The following is a 26,779-nucleotide window of genomic DNA, read 5'->3' as shown; positions in this document are numbered from 1 at the left end:
CTTATGAATACACCAAAGATTAACGAATACAAGAAATACTGGGCCGAGTGTTTTGGCACGGCCCCATTCCTGCCAACATCGCGTCAAGAGATGCAGGCGCTGGGCTGGGACAGCTGCGACATCATCATCGTCACAGGCGATGCGTATGTCGATCACCCGAGCTTCGGTATGGCGATCATTGGCCGCTTGCTGGAGTCGCAAGGATTCCGCGTCGGCATCATCGCGCAGCCGGAATGGAACAGCAAAGAGGCGTTTACGACGTTAGGGAAACCGAATCTGTTCTTTGGCGTCACCGCTGGCAACATGGACTCCATGATCAACCGTTACACGTCCGATAAAAAGCTGCGCCACGATGATGCGTACACGCCAAACAACGAAGGCGGTAAACGTCCAGACCGTGCCACGCTGGTGTATTCACAACGCTGCCGCGAAGCATACAAAGACGTGCCGATTGTGCTAGGTGGCATTGAAGCCAGCCTGCGTCGCGTCGCGCACTACGATTACTGGTCAGACAAAGTTCGCCGTTCCGTGCTGTTTGATGCCAAAGCCGACATCCTGCTGTTTGGTAACGCCGAGCGCGCACTGGTGGAAGTGGCGCATCGCCTCGCCAACGGGGAAAGCATCAGCGAGATGACCAACGTGCGCGGCACGGCTGTTAACCTGCCTGCGGCGCCAGAAAGCTTCACCATCATCGACTCGTCACGCATTGATAAGCCGAGCAAACCGTTCGTCCCTACCAACCCGTACGAAGTGGAAACCCAGTGCGAAACCGGTAAAAAAGACGAAGCGGAAGCCAAACCGATCACCATTCGTCCTTCTCGCCACGATGCCAAGACGACCGCGGTACGTCTGCCCTCTTACGAGAAGCTGCAAAACGACCGGATTCTGTATGCACACGCCAGCCGTGTGTTGCACCTAGAAACCAACCCGTATTCTGGCCGTGCGCTGATTCAAAGCCACGGCAACCGTGAATTGTGGGTAAACCAAGCTCCGATTCCACTCTCCACTGAAGAGATGGATTTCGTGTTCGACTTGCCTTACGCCCGTGTGCCACACCCGATGTATGGCAAAGCGAAGATCCCGGCTTACGACATGATCAAGACCTCGGTCAACATCATGCGTGGCTGTTTTGGTGGCTGCTCTTTCTGTTCGATCACCGAACACGAAGGCCGCATCATTCAAAACCGTTCGAAAGAGTCGATCATCAACGAACTGAAAGAGATTCGTGACAAAGTTCCGGGCTTTACCGGCACCATTTCAGATTTGGGTGGCCCAACGGCCAACATGTACCGCCTTGGCTGTTCAGATCCGAAAGCGGAAGCCAACTGTCGCCGTCCGTCGTGCGTGTTCCCGGGCATCTGTCACAAGCTCAATACCGATCACAAGCACACCATCGACCTGTATCGTGATGCACGTAAAGTCGACGGTATTAAGAAGATCATGATCGCCTCAGGCGTGCGTTACGATCTGGCCATTGAGTCTCCGGAATACATCAAAGAACTGGTCACGCACCACGTGGGTGGTTACCTGAAGATTGCACCGGAACATACCGAGAAATCGCCACTGGATCTGATGATGAAACCGGGCATGGGAACCTACGATCGCTTCAAAGAGCTGTTTGAGAAATACAGCGCCGAAGCGGGCAAGAAACAGTACCTGATCCCGTACTTCATCTCCGCGCACCCGGGCACAGAAGATGAAGACATGCTCAATCTGGCGCTGTGGCTCAAGAAGAACAACTACGAGTGTGACCAAGTTCAGAACTTCTACCCATCACCGATGTGTAACGCGACCGCGATGTATCACTCCGAAGTGAACCCGCTGAAACGCGTGAAGTACAAAAAACGTGAAGACGTCGCGGTGCCTAAAGGCGACCGTCAGCGCCGCCTGCACAAAGCACTGCTGCGTTACCACGATCCAGCCAACTGGCCGTTGATCCGCGAAGCGCTGATCAACATGGGTAAAAAGCACCTGATCGGCGACAAGCCGGGCTGTTTGGTGCCATCAGAAGATGGTGAAAAACTGACGCCGGCCCAACGCCGTAAATCGGGTCGCCATGGTTCGAACCGTTTTGCAACGAAGCATACAATGTCACAGCCGGGCTTTGATGCGCTGCGTGGTGGTAAATCCAATGGCCAACGCTCTGGCCAAGGCAAATCCAATGGTCAATCTGGCGGACAAGCCAAGCCGGGAGAGCATGGAAAACCCGCAAGCAACCCAAACAAGCCAGGCCAAAACGGGAAACCGAATGGCAATGGCCGCCCCAACACCTCAGGACAAGGACAAAATCGCACTCGTCCCGGAGGGAAAGGGAAAGCGCAAGGTCGTCATAGCCAACGCGCATCATGAGATGAAAAAAACCGCCAACACTGGCGGTTTTTTTATCACTATCATTTCTTAATTCAGCACCCTAAATTAAAAACCATAAATTGAACCTATATTTCAAATTGAATTCGTCAGATTTTCATTAAAATTTAAATATGTGACATTGTACGAACGATTGATACTCCCGCCCAGAAAAACACAAAATCTCTCTATAGACCATGGATAATATCGCTACCAGCTTAGCGACAGCCTCAAACCCATGAAGCGCTGGAATAACAACCAAACATAACCAGTTTCGCTAAAGACATGTACAAATCTGCTGGATAATTCTTTTCATGAGAACTCTAACAGCGACCGAAGATGAATCACTTTAAGGTAATTCACAGTTGTTCATCGACGGAAGAGAATACAATGTATAAATATAAGCTGCCTGTATTAGAGAAAGTGGGGTTCGGGGCCGGTGATATGGCCGTTAACGTCGTAATTTCCTCTATGATGTTAATTATTACCTTCTTTTACACCGATATCTTTGGCATCAAACCGCAAGATCTCGCGATGTTGTTCATTGTCGTGCGTCTGATCGATGCGGTGACCGATCCATTGATGGGTATGCTGACTGATAAAATCAAAACGCGTTGGGGACGCTACCGCCCTTACATGCTGTTTTTGGCTGTGCCATTTGGCTTGTCAGTTTACTTGGCGTTCAGCACGCCAGACGCCGACTACAACAGCAAACTGATCTACGCCTACGCGACTTACATTCTGGTCACCATCATGTTTACCGCGGTGACCATTCCGTACATCTCGCTCATCAGCGTGCTGACCGATGACCCGAAAGAACGCTTGTCTGCCAATGGCTACCGCTTGTTCTTCGCCAAGATCGCAGCGTTTCTGGTCACCATCATTGTGCCGCAACTCTCTGCGTATTGGGGCCAGGACAACATTCAGTTAGGTTACCAATACTCCATGGGACTGATGGGCCTCATGGGCACGCTGTTATTCCTGTTCTGCTTTGCGACCACCAAAGAGCGCATCGAACACAAAGTCGAGCAAACCAATTTTGCTCAGCAAGTGAAACTGTTAGTCAAAAATGACCAATGGTTGATCCTGTGTGCGGTGTGTGTCACCGGTACAGTCGGCTACGTGATTCGTGGTTCAGTGGCTGCTTATTATGCCAAATACTATCTTGGCGGTGACGCTGGCACCATCTCAGCCTTCTTGGCGACCGGTGTGGTGGCTGCAATTCTGGCGATGGTTGCATCCACGTGGATCACCAAGTTCTACTGCAAAGTCAAACTGTTCCGCTACAGCCAAATTGCGGTGCTATTTCTGAGCGCACTACTTTATCTGACCGTCGGTCGTGGCGACTTTGCGTTGGCCTTCATCCTCTATTTCTTGGTGTCATTTGTGGTGGACTTGCATGCCCCTGTGTTTTGGTCAGCCATTGCCGAAGCCGTCGATTACGGCACCTACAAAACCGGCCAACGTGTTTCTGGCCTCGCCTTTGGTGGCATCTCTTTCTGCCAAAAATTTGGGATGGGGATCGCGGGGGCGATTGTGGGCTGGCTACTCACCACCTTCGAATACGTCCCCAACCAAGATCAATCTGATTTCACACTGACCGGTATCGCGCTGATGTTGACGGTGATCCCGGGCTTGTTCCACTTCCTGATGGGCGCTTTCATGTTCAAGTACAAAGTGACGGACCGTTACTACCACTCCATCACCGCAACCAACATTCTTGAACAAGAAGAAAACCTCAGCGAAGTGAAGACTCATATACCTGTTAAAGGCCAGGCAAATTAAGGTTAAGTAAGATGCAAGAACTCATCAATCCAATTATTGAACAGCGTGCTGATCCACATATCACCAAGCACAGTGATGGCTACTATTACTTCACGGCGTCTGTCCCCGAGTACGACCGCATTGAAATTCGCCGTGCCAAATCCATTGCTGAGCTGCGCACGACCAGTGAACTCATTAACGCTTGGTACAAACCCGACACAGGCCCATACAGCGACCTCATTTGGGCGCCGGAATTACATTTCATTGATGGCGCTTGGTATGTGTACTTTGCCGCAGCGCCGTCTCGAGCGATCGTTGACGGATTGTTTCAGCACCGCATGTATGCCGTCTCCAACCACAACGCCAACCCCATCACCGACAATTGGGTATTTGAAGGGCAAATCGACACCGGCATGGACACATTCAGTCTGGATGCCACGTCGTTTAGCCATCAAGGGCGAAACTACTACGTTTGGGCGCAAAAAGAGAACGGCATTCGAGGCAACTCCAACCTTTACATTGCCGAGTTGGAAACGCCAACACAGCTAAAAACCCAGCCGCAACGGTTAACCATTCCCGAATTCGATTGGGAACAACGCGGGTTCTGGGTCAATGAAGGGCCGTCGATATTGCATCGTCATGGCAAGTTCTGGATGACATATTCCGCCAGTGCGACCGATGAAAACTACTGCATGGGCTTACTCTGGGCCGATGAGAACAGCGACTTGCTCAACCCAGCAAGCTGGCATAAATCTGACCATCCCGTCTTTGCGACCAACTGGGAGAAAAAGGTGTATGGCCCGGGTCACAACAGCTTTACACAAGATGAAAACGGTCACGACTTGTTGGTGTACCACGCGCGTGATTATACCGAAATTGAAGGCGACCCACTGTGGGATCCAAACCGTCACACCCGCATCAAAGTGCTGACGTGGAAAGACGGCTTCCCACAATTTGGCGACGCCATCTAACCCCTCAGGCAGAGGCCGCGTTTTACGCGCCCTCTGCTTTTCGGTTCAACACATTTCCAACCATCAAGCAAACCACTGGATGAACAACATGAGTGCCCTTACCGATATGCGCGCTGGCGAGCGCTACTGGATTAACGACCCAGAACTGATCGAAATTCGAGATACAACGCGAGATTTGGCGGCTGAATACAATCAGTTGCCTCGACGAGACCGCGACCAACAACGTGCGATTTTGACCCAAATGTTTGCGGCGGTTGGTGAAGATGTCCACATCGAAAAACAGATCAACATCGACTACGGCATCAACACCACGTTGGGCAGCCACGTGTTCATCAACTTCAACTTCACCCTACTCGACTGCGCGCCAGTCACCATTGGCAACCACGTGTTTATCGGCCCCAATGTGCAGGTCTACACCGCGCATCATCCGCTCGATTTTACGACCCGAGATGAACACATCGGTTGGGCAGAACCTGTTACGATTGGCAATCATGTGTGGATTGGCGGCAACTGTACCATCATGCCTGGCGTCACCATCGGCAACGGTGCAGTCATCGGGGCCGGCAGCGTTGTCACCAAAGATGTCCCGCCCAATAGCCTGGCGTTCGGTCATCCATGCCGAGTCCACAAAACGCTCGGACAAGCACAACGCGAAGCAAACCATTAAACGTAAAAAGCCACCCATGCGGTGGCTTTCGTTTGTTTGACTATTCGCTGAACAAACATCACAACAGACAAACAAAAAAGCCCAGTGTCGCCACTGAGCTTTTGCATTGTGATGGGTAAGTTGTGCTTGAGAATTACGCGTATTGCGCTTCGAACTCTTTCATGAAATCAACCAACGCTTGAACGCCTTCCAGCGGCATTGCGTTGTAGATTGAAGCACGCATACCCCCGACGACGCGGTGACCTTTTAGCGAAGTCAAACCACGGGCTTCAGCCAATTCGAGGAAAGTGCCATCCAGTTCTGGTTTTGCCAGTTGGAACGGAACGTTCATCAGCGAACGGTTGTCCGCGTGAATTTCGTTGCGGTAGAAGTCAGAAGAATCGATGTAACCGTACAGCAGCGCAGCTTTCTCGCGGTTCACGGCTTCAATCGCTTTAACACCACCTTGCGCTTTCAGCCATTTGAACACGAGACCAGACAAGTACCACGCGAACGTTGGCGGGGTGTTGAACATCGAATCTTGTTCAGCCAAGATTTTGTAGTTCAGAATGCTAGGAATGACATCGTTGGCTAAGCCCAACAGATCGTCACGTACGATAGCAATACAGATGCCCGCAGGACCGATATTTTTCTGAGCGCCCGCGTAAATCACGCCGTATTTCGCTACGTCGATTTCGCGCGAAAGAATCGTAGAAGACATATCAGCAACGATTGGCTTGTCAGTCACTGGCAGGTCGTTGATCTCAATCCCGTCGATGGTTTCGTTTGGACAGAAGTGAACGTAAGCGGAGCCCGCATCAATTTTCCATTCGCTCGCTGGCAGTACGGCAGTTTTGCCGTCTTTGTTGATTTTCGCGTCAAATACATCCGTGGTGCAGTATTTTTTCGCTTCTTTCACAGCGCTTGCTGCCCAGTAACCTGCGTCAATATACGTCGCCTGAGTTTTGTCGCCCAGTAAGTTCAGTGGCACGGCCGCGAATTGTGCGCGCGCACCACCTTGGCAGAACAGAACTTTGTAGTTATCTGGAATGTTGAGAAGATCGCGTAAGTCTTGCTCCGCTTCTTTCGCAACTTGAATGAAAGGTTTGCTACGGTGACTAATTTCCATCACTGAAACGCCCAAATCGTTCCAGTTTACAAATTCAGCCTGTGCTTGTTGCATCACTGCTTTTGGCAACGCTGCGGGACCAGCACTAAAGTTAAAAACAGTGTCCGTATTCGGCTCCATGTGTTCTTTGCTCCTGCTATCGTAAATTAGTGTGATTAATACCACTTTTTTGACGGGATAAAAAGTGAGAAAAGAGGTCTGAAGACCTCTTTTCTTGAATAACTGATCAATTGAGCAGATTAATAACCTTGTTGCATCATTAACGGCATCAACAGCGCCACCAAGGGGATCTGCTGACCGTTGGCAAACACGAGATTGCCATCCTTCACATCCGCTTTAAGGTGATAGCCTTTTTCATCCTGTGTCGCCATATCCATCATCACCAGCTCGTCCACGCCTTGTTGCACAAACGGGTAATCGGCCGCCAATTGGGATGACACAAACGTGTTCAAATGACCCGTCAGCGCCGACAAAATCACGCTTGGGTCTTGCAGCACGTCATGAGTCCCCTCAGGGATCGCAAGCGCCCAATTCGAGTCAAACTCACCGTCACCCACATTCAGCGCCATCTTGTTCATGCTGAGCTTAAACCCTTTGGCGAACAGTGTGTCAACGTAAGGCAGTGCTTCTGAAATGGCCTGCTGTGACATGTCTGGATGGTTTTGATAGATATTGGACAGTTTTTCAAATGACAAACTGTCGACATCCCCCAAGGTGAAATCAATTTGCAGGTTGTTGACCGTACCGCTGTCGTTGACGAGCTGGCCAGCCATCACCCGGTGTTGGCTACTGAAACGCTGCTCGAGCTCATCCAAAGTTGAGGTAAAATCGTAACTCACGTTGTCCGCAGAAAGCGGCGATGCCCCTTGCGTGTCACGTGTGTCCAATTTTTCGAGCGTCAGTTTTTGCTGACCAATCCAGAATCCATTGACTTGTTTGCCATGGCCTTCACCAGCAAAATTGCTCATCTGCACCTTTTCACCCGTCGAGAAGTCCATGTCGATCGATGGAATCGAGGCCGAATAAGTGATTTCACCCAGTGTCGTCGCCGTGCCGCTCAACGTCATCGGAGTGACCGACAACGTAAACGGCGTTTCGCCTTGGTTGACGTAATGCCACGCTTCGGTTGTCGCTGTGTACTCGGTATTGCCGTTCAGACGCGTGGTGCTGTTGATCACCATCGGGAAATCGGGGAACTGCGGGAACGTGGAGACAGACGTCAAGCTCAGCAACCCGTGGTGCACATCGCTATCCATGACGATTTCAGTCGGAAAACCTTCCGCTTCCATCTGTTGCTTCATTTTTGGATCCACGACCGTGTAACGGGTTTGTACCTTTGAGGATAAATAGCCGCGATCGTAACTGACTAACTCAGCCGTCACTTTATCGTTGCTGACGTGCGCCACGCCGTCGGTGATCACGCTCTGGCCGATTTGTCCAACGGCCAACGGCCAACACAGCGCCAACGCAATAGCCCCACCCACTGCACCAATTCGTTTAATAGTTTGCATAATAAAAGGATTTCCTGATTGTTTGGCTCAGTCTACCGTAGTTATTCAACTGAGCTCAAGAGACGAGAGTCTAAACGATGATTGTCCGAGGTTAATGAGGAAAGTATGAGTTAAATCAGAGTATTGACGCCTGCATTGTCAAAGTTTGGTGTCTTCAAACCTAGCTCTCAAATCCGCCACGCGAAGCTTGTTACAGTAATGCTGCCGATCCGTAACCGACAACGAGACTGACGTGAACCGATATGCCCTGCTCTGTTTAGACAATAATCCCATCAGTGTGGAACAGTGGCGCCACGAATTAAGCCCGTTTGCCACCAAGTTCGATCTGCATACGGCCGACTCCGTTGACGATGCACAGCAAACACTGGAATACCTCGAACAGCAAAATCAAACCGTCGCGCTGGTGATTGCCAGCCATCACGAAGCAATGAACGGCGCGGATTTCCTCATTCATCTCGATAAGCTGCCTCATACGCGCAACGCGCGTAAAGTATTGGTCAGTTGCGGCCAAGACATTCAAGCCATTCTCAATGCGGTGAACGAAGGGCGATTGGACTACTGCCTGACCAAACCGTTGCAAGATCACGTGCTGCGCAAAACCGCGCAACAGGAATTGACGACCTTCATTCTCGAACACGATAAAGACAATATCCTCAGCTACAGCACACAACTCGATCAACAACGTATTTTACGCGCCCACATCGACAATAAAATGCGCTCTTTTCGCGATGGCTTTATCACCGATTACCACCGCCTGTCAGACACGGAACTAGCCGAACAAGTCATCGGCGCGCTGTACCTGTTTTTCGAAAAAGAGGATGAAACCCGAGCTTGCCGCACCTATTCAGCCGAACACCTGCTGACCAAAGAAGGCGAAGAAAATCGCTTTTTGTGGTTTATCACGGAAGGTGAAGTGGCGCTGTATAAAAAAGATGATTTAGGACAGCAACGCGAAGTGGTACGCCATAAGAAAGGCAATATCGTCGGCGGGATGTCGTTTGTGACCGGAGAACCCTCCTTCTCCACCGCCATCACCTTAACCAAAACAGAGGTGATTAAACTCGATCGCGACGTGTTTGCCAAAGTGATGCATTCCGACAGCAGCTTGTTGCCGCTGTTTACCAATTTGTTGTTGCGCCATTTTAACCGTCGTTTACAGCGCAGCATCAACACAAAAATCAAACTGCAAAAGACGCTCGAATCCTTAGAATCCGCCCATCAACAGCTGATCGAGCGTGAAAAAATGGCCATGCTGGGTCAATTGGTGGCCGGGGTCGCTCACGAACTCAATAACCCAGTGGCCGCCATTTTACGCGGAACGGAAACGCTCAGCCGAAATATCGAAACCATTGTTGACAGTTGCAATGCGCCAGCCCCAGCACAGATCACGCAAGGCGCCCAATTGCTGCGCAGCGCATTGCTGGCCAAACCGATGTCGACATCGGAAGAGCGCGCTCGCGCCAAGCAGTTGGAACAGCAAACGCAGCATCGATTGGTGGCCAAAAAAATGGTCAAACTCGGGTTAGAACAAGACACTGAATTGATCGCACTGGCACGGCGCAATCCCGAACACGCGCTGGCCCAAATCGAGACATTGGAATCGTATCATTTGGCGGGCAGCAACTTGCGCTCGATTCATGTCTGCGCGCAACGCATTGCCGATATGGTCAAAAGCCTCAAAGGTTATGCGCGCCCCGATGACGAAACTTTCCATCGTGTCGATATTCACGAAGGGATTGAAGACACCTTAGTGATCTTCGAAAACCGTCTCAAACTGCACCGAGTAGAAAAGGAATACGCCAACATTCCACCGATTGATTGCTTGCCGATTGCACTACAGCAGGTGTGGACCAATTTAATTTCGAACGCCATTGATGCCTTCCCCGAACGCGGCGTACTTCACATTCGAACACGAATGGAGGAGAAAAATAATCAAACCTATGCTGTCATAAGCTTCACCGATAACGGTTGTGGGATTCCTGATGAGCTCAAAGCGCAGATTTTTGCACTCAACTACACCACCAAACGTGAAGGCAATTTCGGATTAGGTATTGGCCTTTCCGTCTGCCAACAAATTGTGTTGCAGCACCAAGGTTGGATAGCCGTCGACAGTCAACCGCATCAATACACCACCATGAGCGTTTGGTTGCCGCTCTCACCTCGCTCAATCGATTAGGAGACAAGCATGAATAAATACATGATTTTATGTGTCGATGATGAAAGAGAAGTGCTTGATAGCGTGGTTCAAGACTTGGATTGCTTTGAAGAACATTTCGTGATCGAAGCCGCCGAATCGGTGGCCGAAGCCAAAGAGGTGATTGATGACTATCGCCAACAAGGCATTTCACTGGCGCTGATTTTGTGTGACCACATCATGCCAGAGCAAACGGGAATCAGCTTTTTGATCGAACTCAATGACGATGAAGAGACCGCCAAGACACGTAAAGTCCTGCTGACCGGACAAGCGGGCCTTGAAGACACGGTACAAGCCATCAATCACGCCAGTTTGCACTTTTATGTGGCCAAACCGTGGCGTGGCGACGCATTGCGCGAAACGGTGAAAGATCAATTAACTCAGTATGTTATCGATAACGACGACAACCTGATGCCTTGGATTCAAGTGCTCGACGCCGAGAAAATACTCAATGCCATTGCGGCAAAACGCATGAGTTTCGGTGAATAATGGGCACTCAAAAAATCACAAAGGCTTCATCTATTTGGCACCTAAATTGCTTAATATCACCTTAGACGACAAAACAATGACATTTTTTGGTGGAGCCTGACTGCACCGATGAATTATGATGTCGACACTTTTGAAGCCTGGTTATCTTTCAAGGCTTTACGTCTTAGCGGATATTCCGCTTTCGACCATGGAATTAATCATAAAGATATAGGTTTATCGTGACTATGCGTAAAACAATCATTGCAACAGCACTTCTTCTTGCTTCAGCGCAATCAATGGCTGCAGTTGACCGTAACAGCCCTTCCGTAATGAGCAACTTCAACTACGACTACATTGAAGCTCGCATCGGCGTAAGCCCTGTCACCTACGGTGCTGCTGTCAGTAAATCTATTCACCCAAACGCGCACGTGATTGCACGTGTCGACTCTGAATTTGAGAGCGACTATGACGTCGCGACTGGCTTTGGGTTCCACGCGCCAGTCAATAACTGGGCAGACTTTACCGGCGAGATGCTGTTCCGTCTGAAAGACAAAAAGAACAATGGCAGCGCAGACACTGGGATGGAATTGAACCTTGGCGTGCGCCAATGGTTGGGGCCTCAATTGGAAGTCGGTGGTAAAGGCGGTTACGTTTCCATTGACAACGATGATCACTGGATTGGTTCTGTGTACGCCCGTTTCCACTCAACAGAGCTGTTCTCTTTGGGTGCAGAAGCGCGCATCAACGACACTTATGATGACCAACTGATGTTCACGGCTCGCTTTAAATACTAAGTGTTCACATCCCGCAGCCACGATCGTTCATCGAGGCTGCGACTTGCACAAAAAAACCGAGGCCAAAGCCTCGGTTTTTTTATTGCCTTTCCCAACAACAGTGTCCATCTCCCCCCACTGCGTCCGTTGTCCTTAACGCGCGTGACAGCTTTCTAACAATTGACGCTTGCGCGGCTCTTGCAGCAGTTTCCAATGGATCCCTTCAATCGCACCCGCGAATTTCCACAGCAATTTCACATCCAAATCACTACCGTAAATGCGACGAACTTTATTGAACACTTCCGGCGCACCCAAACGCATGAAGGTGTCCACGTCTTCAACGCCCGCCTTCTTCACCATACGTTCCAGCGTTAACTGCATATTAGGCAAATCCCTCAGCCGGCGATTCGCATGCGATTTCTGAAAGTACCGTTGTTCAATCGAATACAAGATAGCGCGTTCGATAATTGAATCTAAATCCGAATAATTTTGTTCAAATAGCTGTGTAATATCGTAATAGTTAACCGTTGCGGTTGTTTGCTTCTTCACATGGCGATATTTCTCACACCCCAGATCCGTCAAAATTTTATCAAGGTCTTCACCACCTCGAATAAAGATGCAGTCATCGGTTAGCAAGGCATACATCGCCTCTTGTTGAAACAAACCAATACCACCAAACATAGAGCGTTTTTGGTAGGCACCAAACTTAATTGCATAATCGAAAAATCTATGCTCACACATATCCATTGATCCTTTAATCACGTCCCCGATTAAGAAAGATCACCAGATAGCAGCAAATTTTTAGCGAATAAAATGAATAGGTTAAATAGTAAGCTTTATTTGTATACAGAATGCTTACTTATAAGTTTTATACATCATAGTTAACGAAACGAAATAAGTCTGGGCTTAATTCACATCAACACATTGATTATTTACCAATAATGAGAGCAGCGTCACAAGGCCATCATTTCCATGCGCTTAAATAAACGAACAGGTACGCAAAATGTCTCACAGATCATCGAAATGTAAAGAAATTGACGCTTTCTGCAGGTTTGTGGTTGCTTCTATTTATTAGCGATCGGTAGAATGACACGGAACGAAAACTATCAATAATAAAAAATGAATCATTTATCTTTCTTTTGGCTTCCAGAAAACCGACACAAACTCATTGAAGGGCTAGAGAGTGAGTTTGCTCAGTTGGTTAAAACTTCCATCAGCACCGGCAAAATCTCTCTGCCGCCGATTCCTGACGTCGTGCTCAAAATTCAACGTTTGTGCACACTCGAATCGACGGGTGTTTCAGACATTGCCGACTGCCTCACCGACGATCCCGGCCTCGCCGCGATCGTCATTCGTGTGGCGAACTCCGTGGTCTTCAATCGCCGCAACATTACCTGTACCGATTTGATGACCGCAGTGTCTCGTTTGGGCATCGTGCGCGTGCGTGACATCGTCACCGCTCAAGCGATCGAGCAGCTCAAAAACTCCATCAACCTCAGCAAAGAATGCAACAAGATACTGATCAACAGTGCTTCGGTGTCTCGCGAGCTGGGGGCCACAATGGTGCTTGTCGCTCAGTCGTTCAAAAAGCTTGAGCCGGACAACTACCTGCACCTTGAACAAGACAAAGCCCTGCTGGTTGGCCTGTTGGCTGACATCGGATTGTTCTGTTTGGTCAACGAATACTACCTTTACCTCGAAAACGGGAACTACCTCGATCAAGACATTGCGCTGCAAATTTTCCAATCCAATTGTTCCAGCACCAGTCAACTGGTGTTGAAACATTGGGGCTTCGATCAAGATTTCCTTGAAGTCGCTTGCAATGAAGAATTAGTAGAACATTGTCAGGAAGTCAGCTACCTTGATGTGGCACGAATTGCACATCACTTACTTATGTATAGAAAACAAGACGATGCGATAGAAGAGCACGAGGTCGAAATCAATGCGACGGGCGCCGAAGTGCTTTACGACCTTAGCAATCTCAGTGATGTGGAATTCAAAACCCAACTCAGCGCGGTGATCAACGCGAGCGGTTTCTAAATCACTTTTCGAGGAATGTATGTTATCAGGGATGATGTTTATCTTTGCCCCACTGGTGGTGGGGTATCTGTTTGCGATTCAAAATAAAGCGTGGCTTGCCCAACTCAACCGAGCCACCGCCTCTCTGGTTTATGTCATTCTATTTTTAATGGGTCTGAGCCTTGCCGCATTGGATAACTTGGGCGACAACCTACAACTGATCCTCAAATATGTGGGCGTGTTCTTTGTGCTGCTTGGCGCCTGTAACCTGCTTGCCTTGCCGCTGGTTGACCGCTTTCTCCCGTTGGAAACGGACACCAGCCACACCAAATTGCCGCTGTCGAGTATGGCATTGGAGTCAGTCAAACTGATTCTGGTCGTCGGGGGTGGTTTGCTCGTGGGCGTGCTGTTCAATTTAGACCTCTCTTGGGTCGATACCGCCAGCGAGTGGATTCTTTTCTTACTGCTGTTTTTTATCGGTATTCAACTGCGCAACAGCAGCCTGACGTTAGGTCAAATCCTGCTGAATAAACATGGCATGATCATCGCCGCAGTGGTGATGGTCACCAGTTGGATTGGGGGCGCGATTGCCGCGTTAGTGCTCGACATTCCGGTATACAAAGGGCTGGCGATGGCGTCCGGCTTCGGTTGGTATTCATTGGCGGGGATTCTGATGGGCGATGCCTTTGGGCCGGTTTACGGTGGGGCGTCATTTATGATTGAGCTGCTGCGCGAGCTGATCTCACTGGTGCTGATCCCGATGTTCATCAGTCGCAAACCCTGTACCTCGATTGGCTACGCGGGTGCCACAGCCATGGACTTCACGCTGCCCGTCATTCAAACCACCGGCGGTGTACGTTGTGTGCCCGTGGCGATCGTCAGTGGGTTTATTCTCAGCCTGTTAGTCCCTGTTTTGATGTTATTCTTTGTGTCTCTTGCAGGCTAGATCTCAGGAATCATGTTACACATCCTTTAAAATAGCGTACTTGGCATGTAACCGATTGGTTGCGTGCATCAAATCAAGCCCAACTGGAAGTCTATAAAAACCCCAACCAAGGGGTTACGATAAAAATCGCAAAAGGAACGATTATGAAACGCTTTATTGTCACCATGCTCTTATCGGCCACCTCGATGACCGCAGCAGCCGCCGACAATCAATGTTTTGCGAAAAAATACGATGCCTACATTGATGCTTCTTTGGCGTGGTACCAAGACCTTGCCGAGATGACCACCGAGAAATATCCCGAGCTTGCAAGTGTCAGCCAATGGTTCCTTGAAGGTCGCCAGCACCACTTCGAACTGAGCCGCGCGGCAGTGCACTACTACCTCGAGCACGATGCTTCTAAAGTGGCGACCGCACAACCCGTGGAAGCCTGGTTAAAACTCGAACAGCACGACATTAAAGTACTTGCATCGCGCAGCGATGAACTCGGGAAAATCGCCAAAACCACCTTCGATGATCGTCAAGCCAAACCGCATGAAAAAAACTATGAGTTGCGCTCGGCGTTTGCTGAATTGCTGAGCCACCCAAAACAGATTGAAGGCGCGCTGAACAAGTACAACGAAGCGATTGCGAAAACCGAAAAAATCGTGTGTCACTAAGCACTGCTCTTGCGCATTCAGCGCATCAAGCACTGCCCTTTCCACTGGGTAGCAGTCCGAATTAAGGCGGGACTTTGGTCCCGTTTTCGTTTAGATTGTCTCGCCTGAAATGTTAGATTAAACCGATAACGACGCTGTATGGTATCTGAACACAAAACCGCGGATGCGAACTTTGACACTCTGCTTCGTATATTCACCGTACCCGAAGGGCCAGACTCAACACTGACCCGAATCGAAGAAGAGCTCTCTCGCAACCTGAATAAGTTTCTGCGCGAACACATCGTGGCAGAAGAGAAGCCATTGAAAGAGATCGAAAAAGATTTCTCCGATGCCCGCATTCCTGATGAGCCGGAATTTGTTTCTGACCATACGCAACATCTGCTCGACACCTTAGTCGCCCAATCAGTGCATACCGCATCCCCCAGTTTTATCGGCCACATGACCTCAGCGCTGCCCTATTTTTTGATGCCGCTGTCAAAAATCATGATCGCCCTGAATCAAAACTTGGTCAAAATCGAAACGTCAAAAGCATTTACGCCGCTAGAACGTCAAGTATTGGGAATGCTGCACCGCTTGATCTACGGGCAGGATGACGCCTTCTATCAACAATGGATGCACAGCGCAGAGCACTCATTGGGTGCATTCTGCTCTGGCGGAACCATTGCCAACATCACGGCCTTGTGGGTTGCCCGTAACAACGCATTGAAAGCCGACGGTGATTTTCATGGCGTGGAGAAAGAAGGTCTGTTCAAAGCCATGCGCCACTACGGTTATGACGGTTTGGCGATTCTGGTTTCTGAACGCGGCCACTACTCGCTGAAGAAAGCCGCTGATGTTCTGGGCATTGGTCAAGAAGGCTTGGTTTCGGTCAAAACCGATGAGAACAACCGCATCTGTCCAGATGATCTTCAACGCAAAATTACCGAACTCAAAGCCAACAACATCAAACCATTTGCAGTCGTTGGTGTGGCGGGCACCACGGAGACAGGCAACGTTGACCCGCTGCGGGTAATGGCGGAAATTTCGCATCAAGAAGGCTGCCATTTCCATGTCGATGCCGCTTGGGGCGGCGCAACCTTGATGTCGAATCACCATCGCCATGTGTTAGATGGCGTCGAGCTTGCCGATTCAGTCACCATTGATGCCCACAAACAGCTCTACATTCCAATGGGCGCAGGCATGGTGCTGTTTAAAGACCCCAGTGCCATGAATTCGATTGAGCACCATGCGCAGTACATTTTACGCAAAGGCTCAAAAGATCTAGGTAGCCATACGTTAGAAGGCTCCCGCTCCGGCATGGCCATGTTAGTCTATGCCAGCATGCACATCATCAGTCGCGCCGGTTACGAACTGCTCATCGACCAAAGCATTGCCAAAGCGCGTTACTTTGCCGATCTGATAGAAGCGCAAGATGACTTCGAGTTGGTCTCTCAACCGGAGTTATGCCTGCTCACGTACCGTTATTTGCCCCGAAATGCTCGCCAAGCGCTGCAACAAGCCAACGCCGACGAGCAAGCACTACTCAATGAATTATTGAATGAACTGACCAAGTTTATTCAGAAGAAACAACGGGAAACCGGTAAATCGTTTGTTTCACGGACACGGCTCAACCCGATGGTTTGGAACAAATTGAATACCCTCGTTTTTCGCGTCGTTCTGGCGAACCCGCTAACAACCCATGATATCCTTCAATCGGTGCTGGACGAGCAACGCCAAATTGCCACGTTAGCCCCGAATTTGATGGGCAGAATTGAACATTTAGCACAACAAATACTGGCATAAACCGCCCGGATAAAGTTACAGCGAACTGAAAATTTATTTCTTTTTGCTGTAACTTACACATCAAGTCGATGCATCAGAATTCCTTTTACTGACAAATCTGCGGCTAAAACTGTAGTTTTTATGAAATTTAGTTTGAGGCTTGTCATATTCTCATCATTCGATACGTCGTTTCATTTCTGAAATATCGGTGCTTAGGTTTATACTCATTTAATGGCGTTGGTGAATGTACCTTTTGGAAATGATTTATTTCCCTCCCCTGAAATGGTTACATCGCTTTACCAACGAGTTGTTCTCTATGCCCGCGTGAACACTATGAATACATTAGAAAAAATTCAAAAGAACCTAGAAAACTTTAGCAAGTCGGAACGTAAGGTTGCCGAAGTAATCATGGCGTCGCCGCAAACTGCCATTCACTCGAGCATTGCGACTCTTGCCAAGATGGCTGATGTCAGCGAGCCAACGGTGAACCGCTTCTGTCGTCGCTTGGATACAAAAGGTTTCCCCGATTTTAAACTGCACTTGGCCCAAAGCTTGGCAAACGGTACACCTTATGTGAACCGTAACGTCGAAGAAGATGACGGCCCGGATGCGTATACACACAAGATTTTCGAATCGACCATGGCGTGCCTGGACGTAGCGAAAAACAGCTTAGACCCGATGCAAGTCAACCGTGCGGTTGATCTGCTGACGCAAGCCAAACGAATTTCGTTCTTTGGTTTGGGGGCCTCCTCGGCGGTCGCGCGCGATGCACAAAACAAGTTCATTCGTTTCAACATTCCGATTGCTTGTTTTGAAGACATTGTGATGCAACGTATGAGCTGTATTAACTGCACCGACAACGATGTGATTGTGCTGATCTCACACACCGGTCGCACGAAGAGCCAAGTCGAAATCGCGAATCTGGCCCGCGAAAACGGTGCGACCGTCATTGCGATTACCGCCAAAGATTCCCCGCTGGATAAAGCGGCATCACTGTCGATTTGTCTGGACGTCCCAGAAGACACCGACGTGTACATGCCTATGGCAAGCCGCGTCGTTCAGATGACAGTGATTGATGTACTGGCGACCGGTTTTACACTGCGCCGTGGCTCAGGTTTCAGAGAGAACCTCAAACGCGTGAAAGAAGTCTTGAAAGACTCACGCTACGACAAGCTGTCGCATTTCTAACGCTGATTAAAAAACGGAGCCACACGGCTCCGTTTTTCTATACGCTTGATTCATTCACTCAGTGAACTACGCGCTTCCTGCAGCGCATCATGCACCACAAGCACTTGACCTTTCACGTGCGCTTCATGGTCACTGTCTGCCTCAGCGCAGACGCCACGACACGAACAGACCTGTTCAAGAATATAAATCAGCCGCTCGTAGGTCAAAGGAATGGGATTACCTTTGATGGCATTGGATTTAAGGGCATCCTGCGCCACCTGATCAAATGACGTACTGCACACACCAAACTCACTCAGCTTGGGGAGCGCCAACTGATCCAACATCATTTGAACCCACAACACCCCATCCTCAACATTGGCGTTTTTACGCCCAGTGAGCAGATGCGATAAACGTTGATAGCGCGACAAAATATCCGGCCTGCCCACCAACTGCGCGGCATGAATGTTTTCTCGCATCACAAATGGCGCGAGCCTTGCCGTGATCACGCTGTGCGGCGCATCCAACTTGCCGCCTAATGCCGAAGCCAAACCGTGCGCGGCGCCAAGTTTAGCATTGGTGATCGCCATGCCACCCAACATGGCCGCAAACGACAAATCGGAACGCGCCTGATGATCATCGCGTTCACACGCAGCCATGACTGAACGCGCGATACGCCGTACGCCTTCTTCACAAATCATATCGGTGAGCGGGTTCGGTTCACCGCACACATAGGCTTCCATCAAGTGAGTAAACGCATCCATCGCGCCGCGAGCGGAAGTTAAACGATCGGTGCCATACGTTAATGTCGGATCGACAATCGCCACATCGGCCAGCATCTCTGGGCTGCGTAAACTGACTTTGACTTGATCTTGCCCGGATCGCAACACGGCATTGCGAGTGACTTCGGAGCCCGTACTGGCGGTGGTTGGAATGGCGATGAAAGGGAGTGGTTTGGCTTTGAGCGGCACGTTGCGTCCAACGACTTCAACGTAATCATACACGTTGCCTTGATTTGGAATGATGGCGGCTAAGGCTTTCCCCATGTCGAGTACGCTGCCACCGCCCATTGCCACCACCACATCCGGTTGAAAGCGCCGCCCGCCAATGGCCGCTTCTTCGACCATGGTGATGTTGGGTTCACCGCTGACCGCGACATGCTGATAGCGTAGATGTTGTTGCTGAAGATACTCAATCACATGGCTTGCCCGTTCAATTCGCTTTCCTGACACCAACAACACGCTGTAACCATATTGACTGATGACCGATAACGAACTGTCCAGCGCACCTTCGCCGAAGATGATTCGACTTGATGTCATGAACTGAAACATGATCTCTCCCGACCCGAACTCGTTACACTATGAAACAGCTTGCGCGTATTGCACAAAAAAATGTTTGATGCAGTGCAACTTGCCGCCAATAACCCTAATAAAAATATGAGATTATGGCGAACATCACAGCCAAGGAATGCAAACATCACGCTTTCAATACGTTGCTGCTGGGTCGGTAGCTTAACGATTCAACCGCGACTGAAGTAAATTTGAGCGATAGTTTTTACCTATTGAACGAACAGGTACTTGCCACTTTATTTTCTACTTGGGATCGGGCATAGTGGCACAAACTCAAATAAAGGAGAAAGTTATGTTCGTAGTGATTTTTGGCCGCCCTGGTTGCCCTTACTGTGTTCGTGCAAAAGAGCACGCGGAAACGTTGAAAGCAAAACGTGACGACTTCAACTACCGTTATGTCGATATTCACGCAGAAGGCATCTCAAAAGCTGACCTTGAAAAAACCGTTGGCAAACCAGTTGAAACCGTGCCACAAATCTTCCTCGATCAGCAACACATTGGCGGCTGCACCGAGTTTGAAGCGTACGCCAAAGAGCACCTAGGTCTGTTTGACGAGTAAGCACCCGAATACATTAGAACCCGCTGATATTTGGCGGGTTTTTTATTTGCGGTTTTCCTTCAGAGAAATGTCAAACCACAAAAAATTTCACTTATCTTTTTGCATATTTACGATACAATCCTCACACTTTAACTATTCTATTGTTGCGCGCTTGAATCGAGCTAAATTGTGAATATCGACGTCGTACTTTTGCTAGACCAAAACCCCATCCTGCTGATTTTTGTTGTGCTGGCTATCGGGCTTGCTTTCGGAAAAATCCGTTTTGGCAGCCTGCAGTTGGGCAATTCTATTGGCGTGCTTATCACGTCTCTCATCATGGGACACCTTGGCTTTTCGTTTAATGCGGAAGCCTTAACCATCGGCTTCATGCTGTTCATCTATTGTGTGGGCATCGAAGCGGGACCCAACTTCTTCGGTATTTTCTTTCGCGACGGCAAACACTATCTGATCCTCAGTTTGGTGGTGTTGGTGACGGCGACCACGCTGACCTACTTATCCAGCCATTACTTCAATCTCGATTTTGGTTTGGCGGCCGGTATGATGGCAGGCGCCTTGACGTCGACCCCAGTGTTGGTTGGTGCACAGGATGCATTGAACTCCGGCCTGTCGTCCGTGCCACGCAACATGGACTTATCACTGGTGCTGGAAAATGTTTCCGTCGGTTATGCCATGGCCTATCTGATTGGTCTCATCAGCATGATCATGTTCGCCAAACTGCTGCCCAAAATTCAAAAGCAAAACCTGTCGGATTCAGCGCAGCAGATCGCGCAAGAACGCGGCTTGGGTGGCAGCAGTCAACGCAAAGTGTATCTCCCCATTATTCGCGCCTACCGTGTTGGCCCGGAGCTGATTAACTGGGTGGACGGACGAAACCTACGCGAACTGGGCATTTACCGCCAAACTGGTTGTTACATCGAACGTATTCGTCGCAATGGTATTCTCGCCCATCCTGATGGGGACGCGATTTTGCAAGAAGGCGATGAAATTGCGTTGGTGGGTTTCCCGGATAGCCACGCGCGTTTAGACCCAAGCATTCGTAACGGCAAAGAAGTGTTTGACCGTAACTTGCTCGATTTGCGGATTTCGGAAGAAGAGATCGTCGTTAAGAGTGACAGCATCGCGGGCAAGCGCCTGTCGGATCTAAATCTGTCAGAATACGGCTGTTTCCTCAACCGCGTGGTACGCGCACAAATTGAAATGCCGATGGATCTCGACATTGTGCTAGCCAAGGGCGACGTGCTGCAAGTCAGTGGCGAGAAAAGCCGTGTGAAAGGACTGGCCGAGAAAATCGGTTTCATCTCGATTCACAGCCAAATGGCAGACCTGTTGGCGTTTTGTAGCTTCTTTATTTTGGGCATTCTGTTTGGTCTGGTCACCATGACCTTCGGTCAGGTGTCGTTTAGCCTCGGCAACGCCGTCGGCCTGCTGTTGTCTGGCATCACGCTCGGTTTCTTGCGTGCCAACCACCCGACTTTCGGGTATGTGCCGCAAGGCGCGTTGAATATGGTCAAAGACCTTGGTTTGATGTTCTTTATGGTCGGCATCGGCCTGAGCGCTGGTGGCAAGATGTTTGAGCACCTATCCGAAGTCGGCCCGCAAGTGATTGGCTTGGCGTTTATTGTCAGTGTGGTGCCCGTGGTGTTTGCGTATCTGGTTGGCGCACACATTCTGAAAATGAACCGTGCCCTGCTGTTTGGTGCCATCATCGGTGCCCGGACGTGCGCACCCGCAATGGACATTGTGAACGAATACGCTAAATCAACCATCCCTGCACTGGGTTACGCCGGTACATACGCCATCGCCAACATTTTGATGACGCTTGCAGGTACGATTTTGATACTGCTGAGCTAATCAAGCAGCGCCGTTCACGCGGCGCTGAATTATCGTTTGGCGAGTGCACATGAGCCAATCATCCATCACGGATGAGAAATAAAGGGTATGAAAAAAGGCGCTGAAATCAGCGCCTTTTTTGTCTCTCAATCGAATTAGATATCGATCACGTCAAACTCAACCGCAGGGTTCACGTCTGCTTCATAATCCACACCTTCGATACCGAAACCGAACAGTTTCAAGAACTCTTCTTTGTACAGCGCGTAGTCTGTCAGCTCTTTCAGGTTCTCGGTCGTGATTTGTGGCCACAGATCACGGCAGTGCTGTTGAATGTCTTCACGCAGTTCCCAGTCATCCAAACGCAGACGGTTCTTGTCGTCTGTTTCTGGCGCGCTGCCATCTTGCTTGTAGAGACGCTCGTTGAACAGACGGAAGATCTGTTCCATACAGCCTTCGTGAATGCCTTCTTCACGCATTTTCTTGAATACCATCGCAATGTACAACGGCATCACTGGAATGGCAGAACTTGCTTGAGTCACCACAGATTTCAGTACCGCAACGTTCGCTGAGCCGCCTTTGGCTGCTAGCTTCGCGTTCAATGCAGCAGAAGCGCGGTCTAGGTCCATTTTTGCACGACCTAACGCACCATCCCAGTAGATAGGCCAAGTCAGTTCAGTACCGATGTAGCTGTAAGCCACGGTTTTGCAACCGTCAGCAAGAACACCAGCGTCTTCTAACGCTTGCATCCACAGTTCCCAGTCCTGACCGCCCATCACGGTGATGGTATCTTCGATTTCTTGCTCGGTCGCCGGCTCAACGCTGGCTTCGATGATCACATCTTTATTGGTATCAACCGCTGTAGATGTGTAAGTCTCACCGATAGGTTTCAGTGCTGAACGAATCAGCTCGCCGGTTTCCGGCATTTTACGCACTGGAGATGCCAGTGAGTAAACCACCAGGTCAATCTGACCCAGATCTTGTTTAATCAGTTCAATCGCTTTCTGTTTGGCTTCGTTTGAGAACGCATCACCATTGAGGCTTTTCGCGTACAAACCTTCTTCGTGCGCCAGTTTATCGAACGCTGCTGCGTTGTAGAAACCAGCTGTGCCAGGCTTCTTGTCTGTGCCTGGTTTTTCAAAGAAGACACCGATTGTCGCTGCGCCGCCGCCAAACGCTGCCGCGATGCGAGAAGACAGACCATATCCACTAGAAGAGCCGACAACAAGCACACGCTTAGGCGCGTTCTTGATTGGACCTTGTGCTTTGGTGTAAGCAATTTGTTCTTTTACATTAGCTTCACAACCCACTGGGTGCGTTGTTGTACAGATAAATCCGCGAATTTTAGGTTTGATGATCATATTCAACTTCCTTCAAAAATCTTCGCTAGGATAAAAGGTTCGCCCGCGGTTCGCATCCTATTTCTGTAAAAATGCCTTCATTTCGCAAGTGGTTGGAGCACTCAACGCCTAAATTGGCGGCAAGTTAGGTCATTTTAAGGGGGTGCGCCACATCTCTCACTCGGGGTGTCTGCTTGTGCTTCGTCACGAGCCTCATCGCAAGATGAATCACGACAGAGACGAAGAACACACGAATCTTCCAACGTTTCTAACGATTCCAACGACGTTTCAACGATTCCAACGAAAAGAAGGCTTCGATCAGGAAGCCTTCTTGGATAAACGTGAACGAATCAATTAAGCCACGTTATTGAGCTTAGGTTTACTCTCTTTATTGGTCAAAACTTCGGAGAAATCATGACTAAAATGGTCAACCTGAATGGCTTTATAACGCAGTTTGTCGGCGGCTAAAATCGCCTCTACTTCTTCAGCGTTCAGTACACCTGCCGCTTTGGCTTGTTCCAAGCGCTCAGCCAGCACACCTTTACGCGCCACTTTGCCCTCTTTCACGCCTTTGTTGAGTTTGCGTTCTAAACCTTTCACGCCATACATCGCAAGGAATGCTTTTTCCATCAACCCAACGCTGTCATTTTCATCTTTACCGATGTAGCACAAGTGCGTCAGACGATCACGATGTGCGCCCGGCGTCATGATGCTTTCCGCAATGTTGACCGTCAACGTATCGCTTGGTGCGTCAAAATGGTTGCCCAATGGGAACAGCAGGCCTTTCAGCAACTTGCCGACCGATTTGATCGGGTAGTTGCGATACGCTTCGTTGAGCGACTTCGCCGCATGGTGCAGACAGTACTGCATCGAATAGTGAACAAAGTTCAAATCCGCTTGCTGGCGCCCTTCATCTTCATAGCGTTTCAAGACTGCCGATGCCATGTACAAGTAGCTTAAACCATCGCCCAAACGCGCGGAAATCATCTCTTTGCGTTTCAGTTCACCGCCCAACGTCAGCATGGCGAAATCCGCACTCACTGCCAATGCGCGACTCAAACGCGTCATCTGTTGATAATAAGGTTTAGTCGGCCCGCTCATGTCGGCTTTGATAAAGCGAGAGCCCGTCAACGCAGCCCCTAACGCGCCAAAGGTGTTTTTGGTCGCATGAGCGATGTGTTTAAACAGCAGTTCATCGAACGCTTTCGCCGCTTGTTTTTCATCCGGGTTCGCCGCAGCTTCCATCTCTTTCAACACGTATGGATGGCAGCGCGTCGCGCCCTGACCGAAGATCATCAGGTTACGCGTCAGGATATTCGCCCCTTCAACGGTAATAGCCACCGGCACACCCAAGTAATGGGTTGAAAGGTAATTCATCGGGCCATCTTGGATCGCACGGCCGGAGTGAATATCCATCGCATCATCCAAAATGGTGCGCGCAATTTCAGTCATGTGATACTTGGCGATCGCTGTAACAATCCCCGGTTTCTCTTTGAGATCGAGCGAGGTTGTGGTCAGCGTGCGCGTGGCTTCCAGCAGATAAGTCAGGCCACCAATGCGCCCCATCGCTTCCGCCACACCTTCAAATTTACCGATCGACATGCCGAACTGTTTCCGCACATAACCGTAAGCACCCGTGGTGCGCGCTGTCAGGTGACCAATGGCCGTACCCAATGCCGGCAGGGAAATACCACGACCTGCAGATAGACATTCCACCAGCATGCGCCAGCCTTTACCAGCGTAATCCACGCCGCCAATCAGCCATTCCATGGGAATGAACACCTCGTGGCCACGAGTTGGACCGTTCATGAATGCCAGCCCCAATGGGTCGTGACGTTCACCGATTTCCACCCCGTCGTGATCTGCTGGGATCAGCGCACAGGTGATGCCGATGTCGACTTTATCACCCAGAAGTTGGTCTGGGTCGCTCATTTTGAACGCCAAACCCAACACCGTGGCGACCGGCGCCAGCGTAATGTAACGCTTGTTCCAGTTTAGGCGCACACCCAGCACTTCCTTGCCTTCGTGCATGCCGTAACACACCACGCCTTGGTCCGGAATCCCGCCCGCATCAGAACCCGCTTCGGGGCCTGTCAATGCAAAACATGGAATGTCTGTGCCGTCTGCCAAACGCGGCAGCCAGTAATCTTTTTGCGCCTGAGTCCCATAGTGAGACAGCAGCTCACCCGGGCCCAATGAGTTGGGTACCATCACCGTTACCGCAGCGCTGATACTGCGCGTTGCGATTCGAGTCACGATGGTGGAGTTCGCCAGCGCAGAAAATTGGCGACCACCGTACTCTTTGGCAATGATCAGAGAGAAGAAACGCTCTTTGCGTAGATAGTCCCAAACTTCTTTGGGCAAATCACGGTCGTGTTTGATGATCTTATGTTCATCTAACATCGACAGCAGCGTATCCAACTCATTGTCGATGAAAGATTGCTCTTCCGCGGTCAGAGTTGGTTTTGGATAGTGGTGTAGCTTTTTAAAGTCTGGCTTGCCAGAGAACAGCTCACCATCCCACCACACGCTTCCTGCTTCCATCGCTTCCTTTTCAGTATCGGAAAGCGGCGGAAGTACCTGTTTGAACAGTTTGAAAGCCGGGTCACTAATCCATTTTCTTCGTAGAGAGCACATATTCAGATCCTTTTGTTCACTGGTCTTTATACTTATTGTCTTAATTTTAGTGTGCAGCCACGCCGGCTGCTAAGTATGGAATAATCTGGTCAACGACCGCTTTTGCATCGACCTTATTTCCAAAATCGTTTTCAGCAATTTGTGCCAAAGCCTGACTCGAAGACATCGTGAAGACACACGTTCCGAGCGTAAAGTGCAGTCGCCAGAATAAGGTTTCACGAGTCAAATCCGGATTGGCTTTCATCACCGATTCAATAAACAGAGACAGCGCATCGTTATACCGAGTGGTGATAAACCAACGCAGGTGTCCTTGCACATCGGTATAGCCGCGTCCAATCAACAACATAAAGCGGCTGGTGCCGTTCGGACGAACATCATTGAGTGCTCGCAGCGGGCCGCGCAGCGATTCAAACACATCCGCCATGGTGTATTCGTCACGCAAATTCAGGTTGATCAGCGCATCGTGGACTGCAGGCATAAATGCCTCCAGGTAACGATTGAGCACTGCACGCACCAATGTTTTTTTGTCTCCAAAGTGGTAATTCACCGACGCTAAGTTCACGTTCGCCTTGCTGGTAATGGTTCGTAACGAGGTATCGTTAAACCCATGTTCCGCAAATAATCCCTCAGCGACGTCCAGTATCTTTTCCTTAGTACTACTTCTCGCTGCCATTTTAATCACTCGTATCAAACATCTGTTTGAAATATACCGTTGACAC

General features: G+C 49.8%; 21 protein-coding genes. 14 read left to right on the top strand and 7 right to left on the bottom strand.

Translation table 11 applies throughout. The annotated features are described in order from the left end of the window. The first annotated feature begins 3 nt into the window (after window positions 1–3). The 4 genes from ACF8PK_RS07835 to ACF8PK_RS07820 all read left to right on the top strand — a co-directional run bounded on the left by ACF8PK_RS07835 (window position 4) and on the right by ACF8PK_RS07820 (window position 5,748). Window positions 4–2,349, top strand: coding sequence for a YgiQ family radical SAM protein (locus tag ACF8PK_RS07835; RefSeq protein ID WP_392440686.1), 2,346 nt, complete (start codon window positions 4–6; stop codon window positions 2,347–2,349). Between the two features lie 387 nt (window positions 2,350–2,736). Beyond that, window positions 2,737–4,131: an MFS transporter gene (locus tag ACF8PK_RS07830; RefSeq protein WP_014205331.1), complete on the top strand. Its 1,395-nt coding sequence runs from the start codon at window positions 2,737–2,739 to the stop codon at window positions 4,129–4,131. A gap of 11 nt (window positions 4,132–4,142) precedes the next feature. After that, window positions 4,143–5,081: a family 43 glycosylhydrolase gene (locus ACF8PK_RS07825; protein ID WP_392440685.1), complete on the top strand. Its 939-nt coding sequence runs from the start codon at window positions 4,143–4,145 to the stop codon at window positions 5,079–5,081. A 106-nt stretch (window positions 5,082–5,187) separates the two neighbouring features. Beyond that, complete coding sequence (locus ACF8PK_RS07820; protein WP_004726355.1) at window positions 5,188–5,748, top strand: sugar O-acetyltransferase; 561 nt, start codon at window positions 5,188–5,190, stop codon at window positions 5,746–5,748. Between the two features lie 133 nt (window positions 5,749–5,881). On the opposite strand, the gene serC is transcribed toward ACF8PK_RS07820, so the two are convergent. Further along, window positions 5,882–6,976 carry a 3-phosphoserine/phosphohydroxythreonine transaminase gene (gene serC / locus ACF8PK_RS07815; protein WP_014205334.1) on the bottom strand — a complete coding sequence of 365 codons (1,095 nt, stop codon included), beginning with the start codon at window positions 6,974–6,976 and terminating at the stop codon, window positions 5,882–5,884. 119 nt (window positions 6,977–7,095) lie between these two features. After that, a complete protein-coding gene (locus ACF8PK_RS07810) occupies window positions 7,096–8,367 on the bottom strand; it encodes a DUF945 family protein (RefSeq protein WP_004726359.1) in 1,272 nt (423 codons plus the stop codon). Window positions 8,368–8,599: 232 nt separating this feature from the next. Between ACF8PK_RS07810 and ACF8PK_RS07805 the strand changes: the two genes are divergently transcribed. From ACF8PK_RS07805 to ACF8PK_RS07795, 3 genes are all read left to right on the top strand, one after another. After that, a complete protein-coding gene (locus tag ACF8PK_RS07805) occupies window positions 8,600–10,543 on the top strand; it encodes an ATP-binding protein (protein ID WP_392440684.1) in 1,944 nt (647 codons plus the stop codon). Between the two features lie 9 nt (window positions 10,544–10,552). Next, window positions 10,553–11,050, top strand: coding sequence for a response regulator (locus ACF8PK_RS07800; protein ID WP_004726361.1), 498 nt, complete (start codon window positions 10,553–10,555; stop codon window positions 11,048–11,050). 224 nt (window positions 11,051–11,274) lie between these two features. Further along, a complete protein-coding gene (locus tag ACF8PK_RS07795) occupies window positions 11,275–11,823 on the top strand; it encodes a hypothetical protein (protein WP_392440683.1) in 549 nt (182 codons plus the stop codon). Window positions 11,824–11,955: 132 nt separating this feature from the next. On the opposite strand, the gene ACF8PK_RS07790 is transcribed toward ACF8PK_RS07795, so the two are convergent. Then, complete coding sequence (locus ACF8PK_RS07790) at window positions 11,956–12,549, bottom strand: TfoX/Sxy family DNA transformation protein (protein WP_038151289.1); 594 nt, start codon at window positions 12,547–12,549, stop codon at window positions 11,956–11,958. A gap of 372 nt (window positions 12,550–12,921) precedes the next feature. Here ACF8PK_RS07790 and ACF8PK_RS07785 point away from each other — a divergent pair, with 372 nt between their 5' ends. From ACF8PK_RS07785 to ACF8PK_RS07765, 5 genes are all read left to right on the top strand, one after another. Further along, on the top strand, window positions 12,922–13,842 hold the full coding sequence (locus tag ACF8PK_RS07785; RefSeq protein ID WP_004726364.1) for an HDOD domain-containing protein: 921 nt from the start codon (window positions 12,922–12,924) through the stop codon (window positions 13,840–13,842). A gap of 19 nt (window positions 13,843–13,861) precedes the next feature. Next, entirely contained in the window at window positions 13,862–14,767 is a 906-nt protein-coding gene (locus ACF8PK_RS07780) for a lysine exporter LysO family protein (protein ID WP_392440682.1), read from the top strand. Between the two features lie 143 nt (window positions 14,768–14,910). Beyond that, window positions 14,911–15,423, top strand: a complete 513-nt coding sequence (locus ACF8PK_RS07775) for a hypothetical protein (protein WP_055466373.1) — start codon at window positions 14,911–14,913, stop codon at window positions 15,421–15,423. 138 nt (window positions 15,424–15,561) lie between these two features. Then, window positions 15,562–17,205 carry a pyridoxal-dependent aspartate 1-decarboxylase PanP gene (panP, locus tag ACF8PK_RS07770; RefSeq protein ID WP_392440681.1) on the top strand — a complete coding sequence of 548 codons (1,644 nt, stop codon included), beginning with the start codon at window positions 15,562–15,564 and terminating at the stop codon, window positions 17,203–17,205. 312 nt (window positions 17,206–17,517) lie between these two features. After that, the gene (locus ACF8PK_RS07765; RefSeq protein ID WP_014205342.1) at window positions 17,518–18,372 is read left to right on the top strand and encodes a MurR/RpiR family transcriptional regulator; all 855 of its coding nucleotides are present in this window, start codon (window positions 17,518–17,520) and stop codon (window positions 18,370–18,372) included. A gap of 50 nt (window positions 18,373–18,422) precedes the next feature. On the opposite strand, the gene ACF8PK_RS07760 is transcribed toward ACF8PK_RS07765, so the two are convergent. Then, window positions 18,423–19,679 (bottom strand): iron-containing alcohol dehydrogenase, encoded by a 1,257-nt coding sequence (locus tag ACF8PK_RS07760; protein WP_143679188.1) that lies wholly within the window; start codon window positions 19,677–19,679, stop codon window positions 18,423–18,425. Window positions 19,680–19,989: 310 nt separating this feature from the next. Between ACF8PK_RS07760 and ACF8PK_RS07755 the strand changes: the two genes are divergently transcribed. Then, the gene (locus ACF8PK_RS07755) at window positions 19,990–20,256 is read left to right on the top strand and encodes a GrxA family glutaredoxin (protein ID WP_004726370.1); all 267 of its coding nucleotides are present in this window, start codon (window positions 19,990–19,992) and stop codon (window positions 20,254–20,256) included. A gap of 168 nt (window positions 20,257–20,424) precedes the next feature. After that, window positions 20,425–22,107, top strand: coding sequence for an aspartate:alanine antiporter (locus ACF8PK_RS07750; RefSeq protein WP_004726371.1), 1,683 nt, complete (start codon window positions 20,425–20,427; stop codon window positions 22,105–22,107). Between the two features lie 134 nt (window positions 22,108–22,241). Here ACF8PK_RS07750 and fabV read toward each other — a convergent pair whose 3' ends face one another. The 3 genes from fabV to ACF8PK_RS07735 form a co-directional block, all read right to left on the bottom strand. After that, complete coding sequence (gene fabV, locus ACF8PK_RS07745; RefSeq protein ID WP_004726372.1) at window positions 22,242–23,444, bottom strand: enoyl-ACP reductase FabV; 1,203 nt, start codon at window positions 23,442–23,444, stop codon at window positions 22,242–22,244. A gap of 333 nt (window positions 23,445–23,777) precedes the next feature. Then, entirely contained in the window at window positions 23,778–26,060 is a 2,283-nt protein-coding gene (locus ACF8PK_RS07740) for an acyl-CoA dehydrogenase (protein ID WP_158107216.1), read from the bottom strand. Between the two features lie 46 nt (window positions 26,061–26,106). After that, window positions 26,107–26,742, bottom strand: a complete 636-nt coding sequence (locus ACF8PK_RS07735; protein ID WP_392440680.1) for a TetR/AcrR family transcriptional regulator — start codon at window positions 26,740–26,742, stop codon at window positions 26,107–26,109. Window positions 26,743–26,779: the final 37 nt, after the last annotated feature.

This window comes from Vibrio sp. CJQ_6 (genome assembly GCF_043106745.1).
Classification (GTDB): Bacteria; Pseudomonadota; Gammaproteobacteria; order Enterobacterales; family Vibrionaceae; genus Vibrio; species Vibrio furnissii.
This window is presented reverse-complemented; position numbering and strand designations above follow the sequence as displayed.

Excerpts from the sequence above, each read along its gene's own strand:
- ACF8PK_RS07760 (WP_143679188.1), bottom strand. The coding sequence starts at position 19,679 with ATGTTTCAGTTCATGACATCAAGTCGAATCATCTTCGGCGAAGGTGCG.
- ACF8PK_RS07795 (WP_392440683.1), top strand. The coding sequence starts at position 11,275 with ATGCGTAAAACAATCATTGCAACAGCACTTCTTCTTGCTTCAGCGCAA.
- ACF8PK_RS07765 (WP_014205342.1), top strand. The coding sequence starts at position 17,518 with ATGAATACATTAGAAAAAATTCAAAAGAACCTAGAAAACTTTAGCAAG.
- ACF8PK_RS07785 (WP_004726364.1), top strand. The coding sequence starts at position 12,922 with ATGAATCATTTATCTTTCTTTTGGCTTCCAGAAAACCGACACAAACTC.
- ACF8PK_RS07825 (WP_392440685.1), top strand. The coding sequence starts at position 4,143 with ATGCAAGAACTCATCAATCCAATTATTGAACAGCGTGCTGATCCACAT.
- ACF8PK_RS07810 (WP_004726359.1), bottom strand. The coding sequence starts at position 8,367 with ATGCAAACTATTAAACGAATTGGTGCAGTGGGTGGGGCTATTGCGTTG.
- ACF8PK_RS07830 (WP_014205331.1), top strand. The coding sequence starts at position 2,737 with ATGTATAAATATAAGCTGCCTGTATTAGAGAAAGTGGGGTTCGGGGCC.
- ACF8PK_RS07800 (WP_004726361.1), top strand. The coding sequence starts at position 10,553 with ATGAATAAATACATGATTTTATGTGTCGATGATGAAAGAGAAGTGCTT.
- ACF8PK_RS07790 (WP_038151289.1), bottom strand. The coding sequence starts at position 12,549 with ATGGATATGTGTGAGCATAGATTTTTCGATTATGCAATTAAGTTTGGT.
- fabV (WP_004726372.1), bottom strand. The coding sequence starts at position 23,444 with ATGATCATCAAACCTAAAATTCGCGGATTTATCTGTACAACAACGCAC.
- panP (WP_392440681.1), top strand. The coding sequence starts at position 15,562 with ATGGTATCTGAACACAAAACCGCGGATGCGAACTTTGACACTCTGCTT.
- ACF8PK_RS07755 (WP_004726370.1), top strand. The coding sequence starts at position 19,990 with ATGTTCGTAGTGATTTTTGGCCGCCCTGGTTGCCCTTACTGTGTTCGT.
- ACF8PK_RS07820 (WP_004726355.1), top strand. The coding sequence starts at position 5,188 with ATGCGCGCTGGCGAGCGCTACTGGATTAACGACCCAGAACTGATCGAA.
- ACF8PK_RS07740 (WP_158107216.1), bottom strand. The coding sequence starts at position 26,060 with ATGTGCTCTCTACGAAGAAAATGGATTAGTGACCCGGCTTTCAAACTG.
- ACF8PK_RS07780 (WP_392440682.1), top strand. The coding sequence starts at position 13,862 with ATGTTATCAGGGATGATGTTTATCTTTGCCCCACTGGTGGTGGGGTAT.
- ACF8PK_RS07835 (WP_392440686.1), top strand. The coding sequence starts at position 4 with ATGAATACACCAAAGATTAACGAATACAAGAAATACTGGGCCGAGTGT.
- ACF8PK_RS07775 (WP_055466373.1), top strand. The coding sequence starts at position 14,911 with ATGAAACGCTTTATTGTCACCATGCTCTTATCGGCCACCTCGATGACC.
- serC (WP_014205334.1), bottom strand. The coding sequence starts at position 6,976 with ATGGAGCCGAATACGGACACTGTTTTTAACTTTAGTGCTGGTCCCGCA.